Annotated in this window: 13 protein-coding genes; all 13 read left to right on the top strand. The window is 33.0% G+C overall.

Annotated elements, in window-relative coordinates; all coding sequences use genetic code 11:
• Nucleotides 1-4 precede the first annotated feature (4 nt).
• The 13 genes from D0817_RS11330 to pseI all read left to right on the top strand — a co-directional run bounded on the left by D0817_RS11330 (nt 5) and on the right by pseI (nt 14446).
• Nucleotides 5-1396, top strand: a complete 1392-nt coding sequence (locus D0817_RS11330; RefSeq protein WP_127338507.1) for a UDP-glucose 6-dehydrogenase — start codon at nt 5-7, stop codon at nt 1394-1396.
• Between the two features lie 81 nt (nt 1397-1477).
• Nucleotides 1478-1942: a UpxY family transcription antiterminator gene (locus tag D0817_RS11325; protein WP_127338506.1), complete on the top strand. Its 465-nt coding sequence runs from the start codon at nt 1478-1480 to the stop codon at nt 1940-1942.
• Between the two features lie 268 nt (nt 1943-2210).
• The gene (locus tag D0817_RS11320; RefSeq protein WP_167470941.1) at nt 2211-3524 is read left to right on the top strand and encodes a nucleotide sugar dehydrogenase; all 1314 of its coding nucleotides are present in this window, start codon (nt 2211-2213) and stop codon (nt 3522-3524) included.
• Nucleotides 3525-3570: 46 nt separating this feature from the next.
• On the top strand, nt 3571-4578 hold the full coding sequence (locus tag D0817_RS11315; protein WP_127338505.1) for a mannose-1-phosphate guanylyltransferase: 1008 nt from the start codon (nt 3571-3573) through the stop codon (nt 4576-4578).
• 12 nt (nt 4579-4590) lie between these two features.
• On the top strand, nt 4591-5637 hold the full coding sequence (gene rfbB, locus D0817_RS11310; RefSeq protein ID WP_127338504.1) for a dTDP-glucose 4,6-dehydratase: 1047 nt from the start codon (nt 4591-4593) through the stop codon (nt 5635-5637).
• Nucleotides 5638-5663: 26 nt separating this feature from the next.
• Nucleotides 5664-8066 carry an SLBB domain-containing protein gene (locus D0817_RS11305; protein WP_127338503.1) on the top strand — a complete coding sequence of 801 codons (2403 nt, stop codon included), beginning with the start codon at nt 5664-5666 and terminating at the stop codon, nt 8064-8066.
• Between the two features lie 2 nt (nt 8067-8068).
• Complete coding sequence (locus D0817_RS11300; protein WP_127338502.1) at nt 8069-9136, top strand: Wzz/FepE/Etk N-terminal domain-containing protein; 1068 nt, start codon at nt 8069-8071, stop codon at nt 9134-9136.
• A gap of 31 nt (nt 9137-9167) precedes the next feature.
• Nucleotides 9168-10178 (top strand): UDP-N-acetylglucosamine 4,6-dehydratase (inverting), encoded by a 1011-nt coding sequence (gene pseB, locus D0817_RS11295; protein ID WP_127338501.1) that lies wholly within the window; start codon nt 9168-9170, stop codon nt 10176-10178.
• Nucleotides 10178-11332: a UDP-4-amino-4,6-dideoxy-N-acetyl-beta-L-altrosamine transaminase gene (gene pseC, locus D0817_RS11290; protein ID WP_127338500.1), complete on the top strand. Its 1155-nt coding sequence runs from the start codon at nt 10178-10180 to the stop codon at nt 11330-11332. Before pseB ends, pseC begins: the two co-directional genes overlap by 1 nt.
• The gene (gene pseF, locus D0817_RS11285; RefSeq protein ID WP_127338499.1) at nt 11325-12017 is read left to right on the top strand and encodes a pseudaminic acid cytidylyltransferase; all 693 of its coding nucleotides are present in this window, start codon (nt 11325-11327) and stop codon (nt 12015-12017) included. Before pseC ends, pseF begins: the two co-directional genes overlap by 8 nt.
• Nucleotides 11992-12549, top strand: a complete 558-nt coding sequence (locus D0817_RS11280) for a GNAT family N-acetyltransferase (RefSeq protein WP_127338498.1) — start codon at nt 11992-11994, stop codon at nt 12547-12549. Before pseF ends, D0817_RS11280 begins: the two co-directional genes overlap by 26 nt.
• Nucleotides 12546-13412 carry a methionyl-tRNA formyltransferase gene (locus D0817_RS11275; RefSeq protein WP_127338497.1) on the top strand — a complete coding sequence of 289 codons (867 nt, stop codon included), beginning with the start codon at nt 12546-12548 and terminating at the stop codon, nt 13410-13412. The genes D0817_RS11280 and D0817_RS11275 overlap by 4 nt, the downstream gene beginning before the upstream one ends.
• Complete coding sequence (gene pseI / locus D0817_RS11270; protein WP_127338496.1) at nt 13409-14446, top strand: pseudaminic acid synthase; 1038 nt, start codon at nt 13409-13411, stop codon at nt 14444-14446. The genes D0817_RS11275 and pseI overlap by 4 nt, the downstream gene beginning before the upstream one ends.
• Nucleotides 14447-14449 lie beyond the last annotated feature (3 nt).

Genomic DNA, 14449 nt, shown 5'->3' with positions numbered 1-14449 from the left:
TTAAATGGAAATAACCAAAATTTGTTGCATTGGTGCAGGTTATGTCGGAGGACCGACAATGGCAGTAATTGCTCAAAAATGTCCCCATATTCAAGTGACTGTTGTTGATTTGAACGAACAAAGAATTAAAGACTGGAATGATCCGGATACAAATAATATTCCGATTTACGAGCCGGGGCTTTCAGAAATTGTTGCAGAAGCCAGAGGAAGAAATCTTTTTTTCTCCACTGAAGTTGAAAAAGCAATCAATGAAGCTCAGGTAATTTTTATATCAGTTAATACTCCAACCAAAACCTACGGAAAAGGAAAAGGAATGGCAGCTGATTTAAAATACATTGAATTGTGCGCCAGGCAAATTGCCAAAGTTGCCAAAGAAAATAAAATTGTAGTTGAAAAATCAACTTTACCGGTTCGTACGGCAGAAGCAATCAAAAGTATTCTGGACAATACCGGAAACGGAGTCCAGTTTCAAATATTATCGAATCCTGAGTTTTTAGCAGAAGGAACCGCTGTTACCGATTTGCTGAATCCTGACAGGATTTTGATTGGCGGCGATACAACTCCCGAAGGAGAAGCAGCGATTAATGCCTTAGTTGATGTATATGCCAATTGGGTCAGTAAAGATAAAATCCTGACTACAAATGTTTGGTCTTCAGAATTATCTAAACTTACCGCAAATGCATTTTTAGCACAACGTATTTCATCAATAAATGCCATGTCTGAGCTTTGTGAAAAAACAGGTGCTGATGTAAATGAAGTTGCCAAAGCCATTGGTATGGATAGCCGGATAGGACCGAAATTTTTAAAAGCTTCGGTAGGTTTTGGGGGGTCCTGCTTTCAAAAAGACATTTTAAATTTAGTTTATATTGCAAAATCATACGGATTAAATGAGGTAGCGGATTATTGGGAACAGGTTATTATTATGAATGATCATCAAAAGCGAAGATTTTCAAATAAAATCGTTCAAACCCTGTACAATACCGTTGCTGACAAAAAAATTACATTTTTAGGCTGGGCATTCAAAAAAGATACAAATGATACCCGGGAATCTGCAGCAATATATGTCGCCGATGATTTGATTAATGAACAGGCTAATATATCTGTTTATGATCCGAAAGTTTCAAGAACTAAAATGCTTGCTGATTTAAATTATTTGGAAAGCAGATCAGTTGAGGAAAATAATAATGCAGTTATGACGTTTAATAATCCTTATGATGCCTGTAAAGGCTCGCATGCGATTTCAATTCTTACCGAATGGGACGAATTTGTAACGTATGACTGGCAAAAAATTTACGATTCAATGCATAAGCCCGCCTTTCTTTTTGATGGCAGAAATATTTTAAATGCCAAAGAACTAGAGTCAATAGGGTTCGTTTATAGAGGCATAGGTTCTTAATTGGAATTTAAGATTGGTGTAAGATTTAATGCGAAGTGAGATAAAAAAGATTGAAAATTTTATTTCAATATAAAAATATATATGAATTGGTATGTTGTGTATACTAAGCCCAAATGGGAAAAAAAAGTTTCAGAAAAACTAAATCAAATTGGTATTGAATGCTATTGTCCTCTGATAATTCAGATTAAGCAGTGGTCAGACAGAAAAAAAAAGATTGAAGTGCCGCTTTTTAATTCATATGTTTTTGTTCAGTTGCAGGACGGTGACAGGAATTCTGTTTTTCAGGTGGCCGGTGCCGTTCGATATTTGTTCTGGCTGGGAAAGCCGGCAATTGTTAAAGATGAAGAAATTGAGATCATAAAAAAGAGTCTGCAGGATGTAAATGTTAGTGAAATAGCAGTAAATCCTTTTCAGGTGGGAGACAGAATAAAATTAGAATCCGGGGTTTTTAGTAATCAGGATGCAATTGTTCAGGAAGTGTCAAAAACACATTATATCCTGGTTTTAGAATCTCTTGGATGTGTTTTGAAAATAAAATATAAATAACTATTTTTAAAATAAAATAAATTAACGAGATGGAAGATGAAATGCTTTTTTTAGCTTTTTTATCTTCTGTTTTTTTTAAATACAATCTTTAGTGTCTGATTGATAAAGGTTTGATCAGGTTTGTAGCTTTTTGACTTTTTAGTAAGTTAAGTTCTGTTATAAACCGTATTGAATAAGTTGACTTAATGTGCTATATTTGCCAAAAATGGATTTTGAGTTGTCTGTGTCAGTTATAATGTGACTCAGAAGGGCGAAGCCGTGAATTGAAATGAAAAAAGTGAATAAAAACGACGATAAAATAGACAAAAACATAAAAATAGCCATTATTGGCTTAGGATATGTAGGTTTGCCATTGGCCAGATTATTTGCTACTAAATATTCGGTCATAGGTTTTGATATAAACGAATCAAGAATTGCATCTTTAAAATCAGGGACAGACACCACACTGGAAGTTGATGATGTCACTTTGCAAAAAGTACTGGTTGATAACGCAGATCAGAATGCAGGATTATATTGTACAAGTTCTTTAAATGATCTTGCAGCTTGTAATTACTTTATAATAACAGTTCCAACGCCAGTAGATAAAAACAATCGTCCCGATTTAACCCCATTGTATAAATCCAGTGAATCGGTTGGTAAAATATTGAAAAAAGGAGATATTGTGATTTATGAATCAACAGTATATCCGGGTGTTACAGAAGAGCAATGTGTTCCTGTCCTGGAAAAAGTTTCAGGATTAACGTTTAATGAAGATTTTTTTGCGGGATATTCCCCGGAAAGGATAAATCCGGGAGATAAGGAACATACAGTCGAGAAAATTCTAAAAGTTACATCAGGATCCACATTAGAAATTGGACTGAAAGTAGATGCGTTGTATAAATCTGTTATAACTGCAGGTACACACCTTGCACCTTCGATAAAAGTGGCGGAAGCCGCCAAAGTTATAGAAAACTCCCAACGAGATATCAATATCGCTTTTGTGAATGAACTAGCGAAAATATTTAATTTAATGGGTATTGATACCCAGGAAGTATTAACGGCAGCAGCCACAAAATGGAATTTTTTACCTTTTAAGCCCGGATTGGTTGGCGGACATTGTATTGGTGTAGATCCCTATTATCTTGCCCAGAGAGCACAGGAGTTTGGATATCATCCAGAAATAATTTTAGCAGGAAGACGTTTGAACGACAGTATGGGAGAATATGTTGCTTCGCAAATAGTAAAGCTCATGATCAAAAAAGGAATCTCTGTTAATGGTGCAAATCTTTTAATGCTTGGAATTACCTTTAAAGAAAACTGTCCGGATGTCCGAAATACTAAAATTGTAGATGTTGTAAAGGCATTAAAAGAGTACGGAATTAAAGTAACTATATTTGACCCACTTGCTAATGCGAATGATGTAAAAAAAGAATATAATTTAATAACAATTAACAGTATTCCCAATGATAAATTTGATGCGATTGTTCTGGGAGTAGCACATGCTGAATTTTTAAAATTAAATTTCTCAGAACTTCAAAAAGAAGATAGTTTAATATATGATGTAAAAGGAGTTTTAGGAGCTATAGCTGATAATAGATTATAGTAACTAAGGGTCTTTTTTTATTTTAAGAAATTTTATTTTAAGAAAAATGGAAGCAAAAAATTCAATTATACATGTCATTTTAACTGGTGGAGTTGGTAGTAGATTATGGCCACTGTCCAGAAAAAGTCAACCTAAACAATATTTAGAGATATTTGAAAATAAATCATTATTTGAAATGACAGTGCAACGCAACAGTCATTTAGCCGATAAAGTAATGGTGGTTGGAAATGTAGACAATCATCATTTAAGCGGAAAGGTGATGGACAAAACTAAAACAACTTATTTAAATATTGTAGAAGCTACACCAAGAAATACTGCAGCTGCTATCGCTTTTGCAGCGTTTGCTTCAGATCCGGACGATATTTTAATCATAACGCCATCAGATCATATTATTGATAAAATGGATGATTACAATAATGCCATTCAGGAAGCCGTTAAAAAAGCGAATGAAGGCTTTATAGTTACTTTCGGAATTATACCAACCAAACCTGAAACAGGTTATGGATATATTGAATCAAAAGGCGATAAAGTATTGTCATTTCGTGAAAAACCAAATGAAACTACCGCAAAAGAGTTTATTGCAAGAGGTAATTTTTTATGGAATAGCGGAATGTTCTGTTTTAAGGCAGGAGTTCTTTTGGACGAATTAAAACAATTTCAGCCTGAGGTTTATGAAAAATCTAAAGCAGTTTGGGAAGCAAATGAAAAAGGGCTTCTTAATTTAGATTTGTCGATGGAAATTCCGTCGATTAGTATTGATTATGCAGTAATGGAACGCAGTAAGAAAATTAAAGTTGTTCCCGCTTCGTTCTCCTGGTCAGATTTAGGTTCTTTTGAATCTGTTTATGATTATTTGGTTTCAAAAGGACATCCTATTGATAAAAATGGCAACATGGTCATAGGGTCAGGAAAACATACTACTTTTCTGGGATTAAAAAATACTATTTTTGTATATACCGATACAGCAAATCTAATTTTGCAAAAAGAAAACTCACAAGATGTAAAAGACATATACAGTGAGTTGGAAAAAATAAATTCAGATTTATTAAATTAATTAAAATTTAAAATGAAAAAAATACTTATAACAGGTGGTGCCGGATTTATTGGATCACATGTAGTTAGACGTTTTGTGAACAGATATCCTGATTATCAAATTTTTAATTTAGATGCTTTGACTTATGCAGGAAATCTGGAAAATATAAAAGATATTGAAGATCATCCCAATTATCATTTTGTAAAAGGAGATATCGTGGATGAAGCATTTATCAACGAGCTCTTCCTAAATTATAATTTTGATGGTATATTGCACTTAGCGGCAGAATCGCATGTCGATCGCTCAATAGAAGATCCCCTGGCTTTTGTAAAAACAAATGTTATTGGTACGATGAATTTGTTAAATGCAGCTAAGAATCAATGGAAGGATGACTTTACAAATAAAAGATTTTATCATATAAGTACAGATGAAGTTTATGGTTCTCTGGGAGCTGAAGGGCTTTTTACAGAAACAACACCATACGATCCGAATTCTCCATATTCTGCCTCAAAAGCAAGTTCAGACCACTTTGTCAGAGCTTATGGAGAGACTTACGGACTACCGTATGTTTTGACAAACTGTTCTAATAATTACGGATCTTATCACTTTCCTGAAAAATTGATTCCACTTTTTATAAATAATATTATCAATAATAAACCATTACCGGTTTATGGTGATGGAAATTATACGAGGGATTGGCTATTTGTAGAGGATCATGCAGCAGCAATAGATTTGGTTTTTCATGAAGGAAAAAACCATGAGACTTATAATATTGGCGGTTTTAATGAGTGGAAAAACATTGATTTGGTGAAATTATTATGCCAGATTATGGATGAAAAATTAGGTAGAACTTCCGGGACTTCCCAAGAGTTGATAACTTATGTAAAAGACAGGCCTGGTCATGATTTGAGGTATGCAATAGATGCTTCAAAAATTAATAAAGAACTAGGTTGGAAGCCTTCAGTAACTTTTGAAGAAGGTTTAGAAAAAACAATTAATTGGTATCTGGAAAATGAAGAGTGGCTGCAAAATGTAACTTCTGGTTCTTATAAAGATTATTACCAAAAACAATACTCATAGATTTATTTGTATCAAATATATTTAATATGAAAAAAACAATATACGTTCTTACTCTGTTTATTCTTTTGTTTACTTCTTTACAGGTTAATGCTCAGGATATTCTTAGGTCTAAAGATTTAAGTACAATAAATGTAGATTATTTGACAGATAGCGATATAGCTAAAATTGATGCACAATTAAAAAGCAATAATACTACTATAGAACAAGTTGAATCAATGGCACTTTCAAAGGGAATGAGCCAGACAGAATACGACAAACTGAAATCAAGGCTTAATGAATATGCAGGGAAATCTAATAATAATCGACCAAAAATTCAGGAGAACTCCAATGACTCTGAGAGAAAACAAGTCAAAATTATTAATGAAAAAGTAAAAGATTCAGCTAACTCATTAATTTTTGGTTCAGAGCTTTTCGATAATCCAACGCTTAATTTTGAACCGGATTTAAAATTAGCAACTCCAATGAATTATATGTTGGGGCCTGGAGATGAATTACAAGTAAGCGTATATGGTGTTCAGGAATATAATGCAAGTATTTCAGTAAGTGTTGAGGGAAAAATTACTATTCAAAATGTAGGACAAATATCTGTTTCCGGAATGTCAGTTGAAGCTGCAACGCAAAAAATAAAAGCTGCGATAGCACGAGTTTACAGTACTGTTCGCTCAGGGCAATCTCAGGTTAGCGTAAGTTTAAGTCAAATACGCACTATAAAAATTACTGTCGTAGGAGGTAAACAGCCAGGAAATTATTCTATTTCATCTTTAGCCACAGTTTATAACGCACTGCATTTAGCAGGAGGCCCCGGTAAAAACGGAAGTTATAGAAATATAGAATTGATAAGAAATAATAAAGTTTATAAAAATATTGACATTTATAGATTTCTGACAAAAGGTGATCAGTCTGATAACGTTAGTTTGAAAGAAAATGATGTGATTAGAATTCCTGCATATAGCCAAAGAGTAACGGTTGAAGGAGAAGTAAAACGACCGGGTATTTTTGAAATGAAAAAAGGAGAAACGTTTTCTGATCTATTAAATTTTGCTTCAGGATTTAATGAATTTGCGTACACTGCTTCCGTAAATGTAGTGCAAAAAACAGGTAAAGAGTTTAAAGTTCATGATATAAACGAAAGTGATTTTAGTACTTATAATCCACAATCGGGCGATGTTTTTAAAGTGACGAAAATTTTAAGCCGATTTGAAAATCGTATCAAAATAGAGGGGGCTGTTTTTAGACCTGATTATTACTCTTACAGTGAAGGAATGCGAATTTCTGATCTTATTACACGAGCAGAAGGACTTAAAGAAGATGCCTACAGTAAAAGAGCCAGAATCATACGCTTAAAGTCTGATTTGACAACCGAAATAGTGAATGTAGATTTAAGTGCTGCATTATCGGGTGATACGAATGCCGACATTCAATTGAAAAGAGAAGATATAGTAACAGTTTATTCTATTCTGGATTTCAGAGAAGAGTATAAAGTCACTATTGACGGGGAAGTAAAAAAACCTGGTACATATGACTATTTTGAGAATTTAACTTTAAATGATCTAATTGCGCAAGTTGGAGGTTTAACCGGTTCTGCTTCCAAGAGAGTCGAAATTGCAAGAATGGTAAAATCTGATGTTATAAACGATGCTGATCCAAATCGAATTGAATTAATGGAGCTTGAGATTGCAGCAGATAACAATGAACAAATTAAGAATTTTGCTTTAAAACCTTTCGATGTTATAAATATAAGAAGAATAGCGGTTTACGAAAAACCTGAAATGATTACCATTACTGGTGCTGTTACTTATCCTGGAAAATATGTTCTAGCAAACAAGAAAGAAAAAGTTTATAATATCGTAATGAGGGCCGGTGGATTAACTTCTATTGCAAATTTAGAAGGTATGAAAATCAAGAGACCTATTAAACAGGAAGAAATCGAAAAAATAGAAAATGTCGATTTAAATTTATCGAGAGAAGATACTTTAAAAGAAAAAATAAAAGATATAAAATTTTCAACAATTCCTATTAATTGGGAGAAAATTGAGAAAGATAAAAATCATTATTCCAACGTTACTTTATTTCCAGGTGACGAAATTGAAGTTGCTGTTTATAATGAAGGCGTAAAAGTGACTGGAAATGTTTTGTTAACATCTGAAATTCCATACAGAAGAGGAAAAGGATTTAAATATTACATAAGTGCCGTAGGAGGTGTAAACAATAAAGGCTGGAAAAGAAAAGCATATATAATATATCCTAACGGAAAAGCCGATGTAACGAAATCATTTTTATTCTTCAGGTCATATCCTACTGTAGAGCCGGACTCTCAAATAGTTGTTCCGGAAAAACCTGAAACAAGGAAAATGAGTACCGGGGAGTGGGTAAGTATTGGAAGTGTTCTGACCAGTTTAGCATTATTAATTGTTACTGCTTTTAGATAATTATGGATAGTAAACCAATCGGGAACGATGAAATATCGTTAAGAGAGTTAATAGAAAAAGCTAAGGAGTGGTACAGTTTTTTATGGTCGCAGTGGATAAAGATATTTTTTGCCGGACTAATCGGTGCTTGTATAGGGTTAACATATTCGTTCATTAAAAAACCTATTTATACTGCCAATTTGTCGTTCGCCCTTGAAGACGAAAAAGGAGTTGGCGGACTCGGAAGTGCATTAGGACTTGCCAGCACACTTGGATTAGATTTAGGGGGTAGTGGCGGAGGAATTTTTACCGGATCAAATTTGACAGAATTGTTTAAATCCAGGTCGATGGTTGAAAAAACACTATTGTCTCCGGTAACTGTAGATGGCAAAGTTATTTCTTTAGCAGAAATGTATATTCAGAACAATAAATGGAGAGACAACTGGAAAGAAAATTCTAAATTAAGTTCAATTCAATTTTTGCCAAACAGCGATAGAAAAAACTTCTCCAGAATACAGGATAGTATAATCGGTTCCATGTACAGTAGTCTTTCTAAGTCTAGTTTATCTGTTGGACAAAAAGACAAAAAAGTTTCTATAATTAATATTGAAGTTTCTTCAACTAATGAATTGTTTGCAAAGCATTTTTGTGAGGCATTGGCAAAAGAGGTTTCTGATTTTTATATTAAAACCAAAAGTAAAAAAGCACGTTTAAATATGGCAATTTTACAAAAACAAACAGATTCAATCCGTGGTGAACTAAATGGTGCTATTACAGGTGTAGCTGCTGCTAACGATAACACTTTTAATTTGAATCCTGCACTTAATGTACGGCGTGCTCCTTCCATGAAAAGGCAAGTTGATGTACAGGCCAACACAGCAATATTAACAGAGCTTGTTAAGCAAACTGAATTGGCAAAAGTAACTTTACGCAGAGACACACCTTTAATTCAAGTTATTGATCGTCCAATTTTGCCTTTATCAAAAGAACGATTTGGAAAAATGAAGGGAATAGTTCTAGGGGGATTCTTAGGAGGATTTTTGTTTTTAATTTATCTCATTATTAAACGAATATTTAAGCAGTTAGTTTAAATATATTTATAAATACTTATAACAATTACATATGTTGAATAATAAAACGATACTTATAACCGGAGGAACTGGTTCTTTGGGTAAGGCCTTGACAAAGCATATTTTTAAAACTTATCCATCAGTTAAAAAAGTGATTATCTTTTCAAGAGACGAGCAAAAGCAGTTTCAGATGGCACAGGAATATCCTCTGGATAAATATCCGCAAATACGTTTTTTCCTGGGTGATGTTAGAGATGAGCAAAGATTGATTAGGGCTTTTCAGGGAGTAGACTATGTTATCCATGCGGCGGCGATGAAACATGTTCATTTAGCAGAATACAATCCTGATGAATGTATTAAAACAAATATTGGTGGTGCTCAAAATGTAATTCATGCAGCAATGCAGACTAATGTACAAAATGTAGTTGCATTATCGACAGATAAAGCTTGCGCTCCCATTAATCTTTACGGAGCTACTAAGTTAACATCAGATAAGTTATTTGTTGCAGCTAATAATATAAAAGGTTTCAATCCTATAAAATTTTCAGTAGTAAGATATGGAAATGTTATGGGATCTAACGGGTCTGTCATTCCGTTTTTCATTAATAAAAAGAAAGAAGGTAAGTTACCAATCACAGATATAGCAATGACACGTTTTAATATCTCTCTACAGGGAGGAGTTGATATGGTTATGCACGCTATGGAACACGCATGGGGCGGAGAAATTTTTATTCCTAAAATACCTTCTTATAAAATTACAGATGTAGCAGAAGCAATTGCGCCACTGTGCCCAATTGATGTAATTGGTATCAGACCAGGTGAAAAAATACATGAGGAGATGATTACTGCTTCAGATTCTTTTTATACTTATGATTTAGGTAAATATTATACAATCCTGCCATCAGTACCTAATTTTAAATTAGATGACTATTTGAAGCATTTTAATGCAAAAAAAGTAATTGATGGATTTAATTATAATTCCGGATCTAATGAGGAATGGGAAACCGTTGATACTTTAAGAACTCTAATAAAAGAACATGTTGATGCTAATTTTGAAGTATAATGGAAAATAAAATTATTCCTTACGGAAGACAAGATATAACAGATGAAGATATTAGAGCTGTAATTGAAACATTACAATCTGATTTCTTAACACAGGGTCCTAAAATAAAGGAATTTGAAGATAAATTTGCTAAATCAGTAGATGCTAAATATGCTGTGGCAGTTAATAACGCAACTTCAGGTCTTCATATCGCTGTTATGGCTTTAGGATTAAAAGAGGGACAAAGAATTATTACAACTCCTATAACTTTCGCAGCCTCCGCAAACTGCGCCAGATTTGTTGGTGCTGAGGTTTGGTTTGCTGATATTGATCGTGAGACCTATTTGTTATCTGTTGAAAAAACCAGAGCGTTAATAGAAAGTAAACCTAGAGGTTTTTTTACAGGCATTATTCCTGTCGATTTTGCCGGTCTTCCAGTAAATTTAGAAGAATTTAGAAAATTAGCAGACGAACATGGACTTTGGATTTTAGAAGATGCCTGTCATGCACCTGGAGGCTATTTTAATGATTCTAATAAACAAAAACAGTTTTGTGGAAATGTTGAATATGCAGACGCAGCTGTTTTCTCATTTCATCCGGTGAAACATATTGCTTGTGGTGAGGGTGGAATGGTAACCACCAACTCTGAAGAAATTTATAAAAAATTATTACTCTTGCGTTCTCATGGTATAACCAAAGAGAATATGTCAGAGAATCAAGGAGGATGGTTTTATGAAATGCAAACTTTAGGATTTAATTATAGAATTACTGATTTTCAGGCGGCTTTGGGAATTTCCCAGCTTTCCAGAAATGAAGCGGGAGTACTAAAAAGAAATGAAATTGCACAGAAATATAAAGATGCTTTTAAAGGAAAACTGAAATTTCAGGCCTTACCGGAAAATTGTTTAAATGCACATCATCTTTTTGTAATTGAAGTAAAAGATCGTAAGGGATTATATGATTTTTTACATACTAATAAAATTTATGCGCAAATTCATTATATCCCAGTTCATCAATTACCTTATTATAAAAAGATTGGATACAACAGTGAAACAGATTTGAGTAATTCAGAAAATTATTATTCAAGATGTATTAGTCTGCCAATGTATCCTACGCTGACAATTGAAGAGCAGGAATTTGTTATTAAAAAAACTTTGGAATTCTTAAATGTCTAATCTTTGTATCATTCCTGCACGAGGGGGAAGTAAACGAATCCCCAGAAAGAATATTAAACCTTTTTTAGGAAAGCCTATAATCGCTTATTCCATAGAAGCTGCTATAAATTCGGGTTTATTTGATGAAGTAATGGTATCAACGGATGATTCTGAAATTGCAGAAATAGCAAATAAATACGGAGCAACTGTTCCTTTTCTTCGAACGGAGAAAGCTTCCTCTGATTTTGCGACAACTTTTGATGTAATAGAAGAGGTAGTAGCACAATATGAGGCTATTAATAGAAATTTTGATTTTATATGTTGCTTATATGCCTGTGCTCCTTTTGTTACTTCCGATAAACTTTCAGAGAGTTTGAAAATGTTAGAAACACAGGAATATGATAGCGTCTTTCCAGTTATTCCTTTCGGGTTTCCTATTCAAAGAGCTTTAAAATTGGAAGGAGAAAAAATTAATTTTTTTTATCCTGAATTTAGTTTATCTCGATCTCAGGATTTGGAAAAAAGTTATCACGATGCAGGACAATTTTATTGGATGAACATAAATAGATGTTTAAAAAAGAAAAAAATAGTGACTAATAATTCAGGATGTATAATTATTTCCGAAATAGAAGGTCAAGATATCGATAATCACATTGATTGGAAATTAGCCGAACTAAAATATGAATTACTACAAAGTACTGAATAAAAATTTTTTTTCAGAAGGAAATTTTTCCATTGTACCTATTCGTTATGAAGATCATTTAGATATAATGAAATGGCGGAATGAACAAATTTATCATTTACGTCAGAACAAACCACTTACAATTGAAAGTCAAGAAAATTATTTTAATGATATTATAGCGAGTTTATTCGATCAGGAAAAACCAAATCAAATTTTGTTTTCTTTTTTGGAAAATGATGAATGTATTGGATATGGGGGATTAGTTCATATTAATTGGATTGATATGAACGCTGAAATTTCATTTATTATGAAAACTGACTTAGAAAAACACCATTTTCATACTTATTGGCAAATATATTTGGAATTAATTGAACAATTGTCTTTTAATGAATTAAACTTGCATAAAATTTACACTTATGCTTTTGATTTGAGGCCTCACCTTTATGAGGCAGTTGAATCTGCTCAATACGTAAAAGAAGCCGTACTTAAAGAACACTGTAAGTTTCAGGACAAATTTATAGATGTAATTATTCACTCAAAAATTAATAAGAGGTGAAAATAGGGTTATTAGCTTCTGGTGGTTTGGGATATAGTATCTTACAACAAATCGATAGTTCATATAAGCTCTCATTTGTTATGACAGATAAAGGTTCTGATTTAATTCAGGATTTCTGTAGAATAAATGAAATACCTTGTTTTGCTGGAAATCCAAGAAACGGTAATTCAAAGGATTTTTTAGATGCAAAATCATGTGATATTTTAGTATCAATAAATTACCTTTTTTTAATTGAACAAAATATTATTGATATCCCTAAAATTTTAGCTTTTAACATTCACGGATCTTTACTTCCTAAATATAGAGGAAGAACACCTCATGTATGGTCAATAATTAATAATGAAATTGCGACTGGAATTACTGCACATATAATTGATTCAGGTTGCGATACAGGAGATGTTCTTGAACAAGTTCAAATAGATATTGATTCAAAAGATACAGGAGCTACAATTTTAAAAAAATTTGAAACGCATTATTTTCCGTTGGTCGTAAAAGTGTTAAATAAAATTGAGACTGACAAACTAATTAGGCATACTCAGGATAATTCGAAAGCCACATATTTCGGAAAAAGGACTCCTGAAGATGGATTGATTAATTGGTCATGGCAGCGTGAAAGAATATATAATTGGGTTAGAGCACAATCTTTTCCTTATCCCGGTGCTTTTACCTTTTATTTAAACAACAAAGTAATAATTGACTGGATTGAATTAGATGATTATGGCTTTGATTATAATGTACCTAATGGAACAATTGTTACAAATGACCCAGTTAGAATTAAAACACCTAATGGTTTAGTTAAAATAACAAAGTTTAGAAATTCCATAAATAATATTATAGTAAATAATAAATTTGAAGATATATGAAAATCGATTCATTTGAAATAAATAGCTCAAGCCCTGTTTTTATAATTGCCGAGCTTTCAGCAAATCATAACGGAAGTATTGAAGTAGCTATTGAGACTATTAAGGCAGCAAAAAGAGCAGGAGCAAATTGTATAAAATTACAGACATATACTGCAGATACCCTTACTATTGATAGTGATAAAGAAGATTTTTTAATTAAAGGAACTATTTGGGAAGGAAAAAATTATTATCAACTATATCAAGAAGCATATACTCCTTGGGAATGGCATCAAGAATTATTTAGAGTTGCTAAAGAAGAAGGTTTGATTTGTTTCTCATCACCATTCGATAAAACAGCAGTAGATTTTTTAGAAGATTTAAATGTTCCAGCATATAAAATTGCTTCTTTTGAAATAACAGACATTCCCCTAATAGAATATACAGCATCAAAAGGTAAACCAATTATAATATCTACTGGAATAGCTGAAGAAGCAGATGTAGAGTTGGCTTTGGAGGCTTGCAGAAGAATGGGTAACAATGATATTGCATTATTAAAATGTACATCAAGTTATCCTGCACCAATTGAGGAAGCCAATATGTGTATGGTAAAAGATTTGGCGAAACGTTATAATGTAATAAGTGGTTTGTCTGATCATACTATTGGGGCAACAGTACCAATTGTCGCTGCAGTTTTTGGTGCAAAGATTATAGAAAAACATTTCATTTTAGACCGTTCTATTGGGGGACCTGACGCTTCCTTTTCGATGAATGAAAAAGAATTCTCTGATATGGTTACAGCAGTTCGAGAGGCAGAGAGTGCTATTGGGGTTGTCGATTATAATCTAACTGAGAAACAGGTAAAAGGAAAAGATTTTTCCAGATCATTGTACGTTGTTCAGGATTTAAAGGCAGGGGATGTAATCACAGAGGAAAACGTGAGGTCTATTAGACCTGGTTTTGGGATGCATCCAAAATTTTTTAAGGATATTCTAGGTAAAAAAGTTAATTTTGATCTGGAAAAGGGTGACGCATTAAAGTGGGACTATATAAACTAACAT

The sequence above is a fragment of the Flavobacterium cupreum genome (genome assembly GCF_003996965.1).
In the GTDB taxonomy this organism is placed as follows: Bacteria; Bacteroidota; Bacteroidia; order Flavobacteriales; family Flavobacteriaceae; genus Flavobacterium; species Flavobacterium cupreum.
The sequence above is the reverse complement of the archived record's forward strand: the minus strand, read 5'-3'. Positions and strand labels throughout refer to the sequence as shown.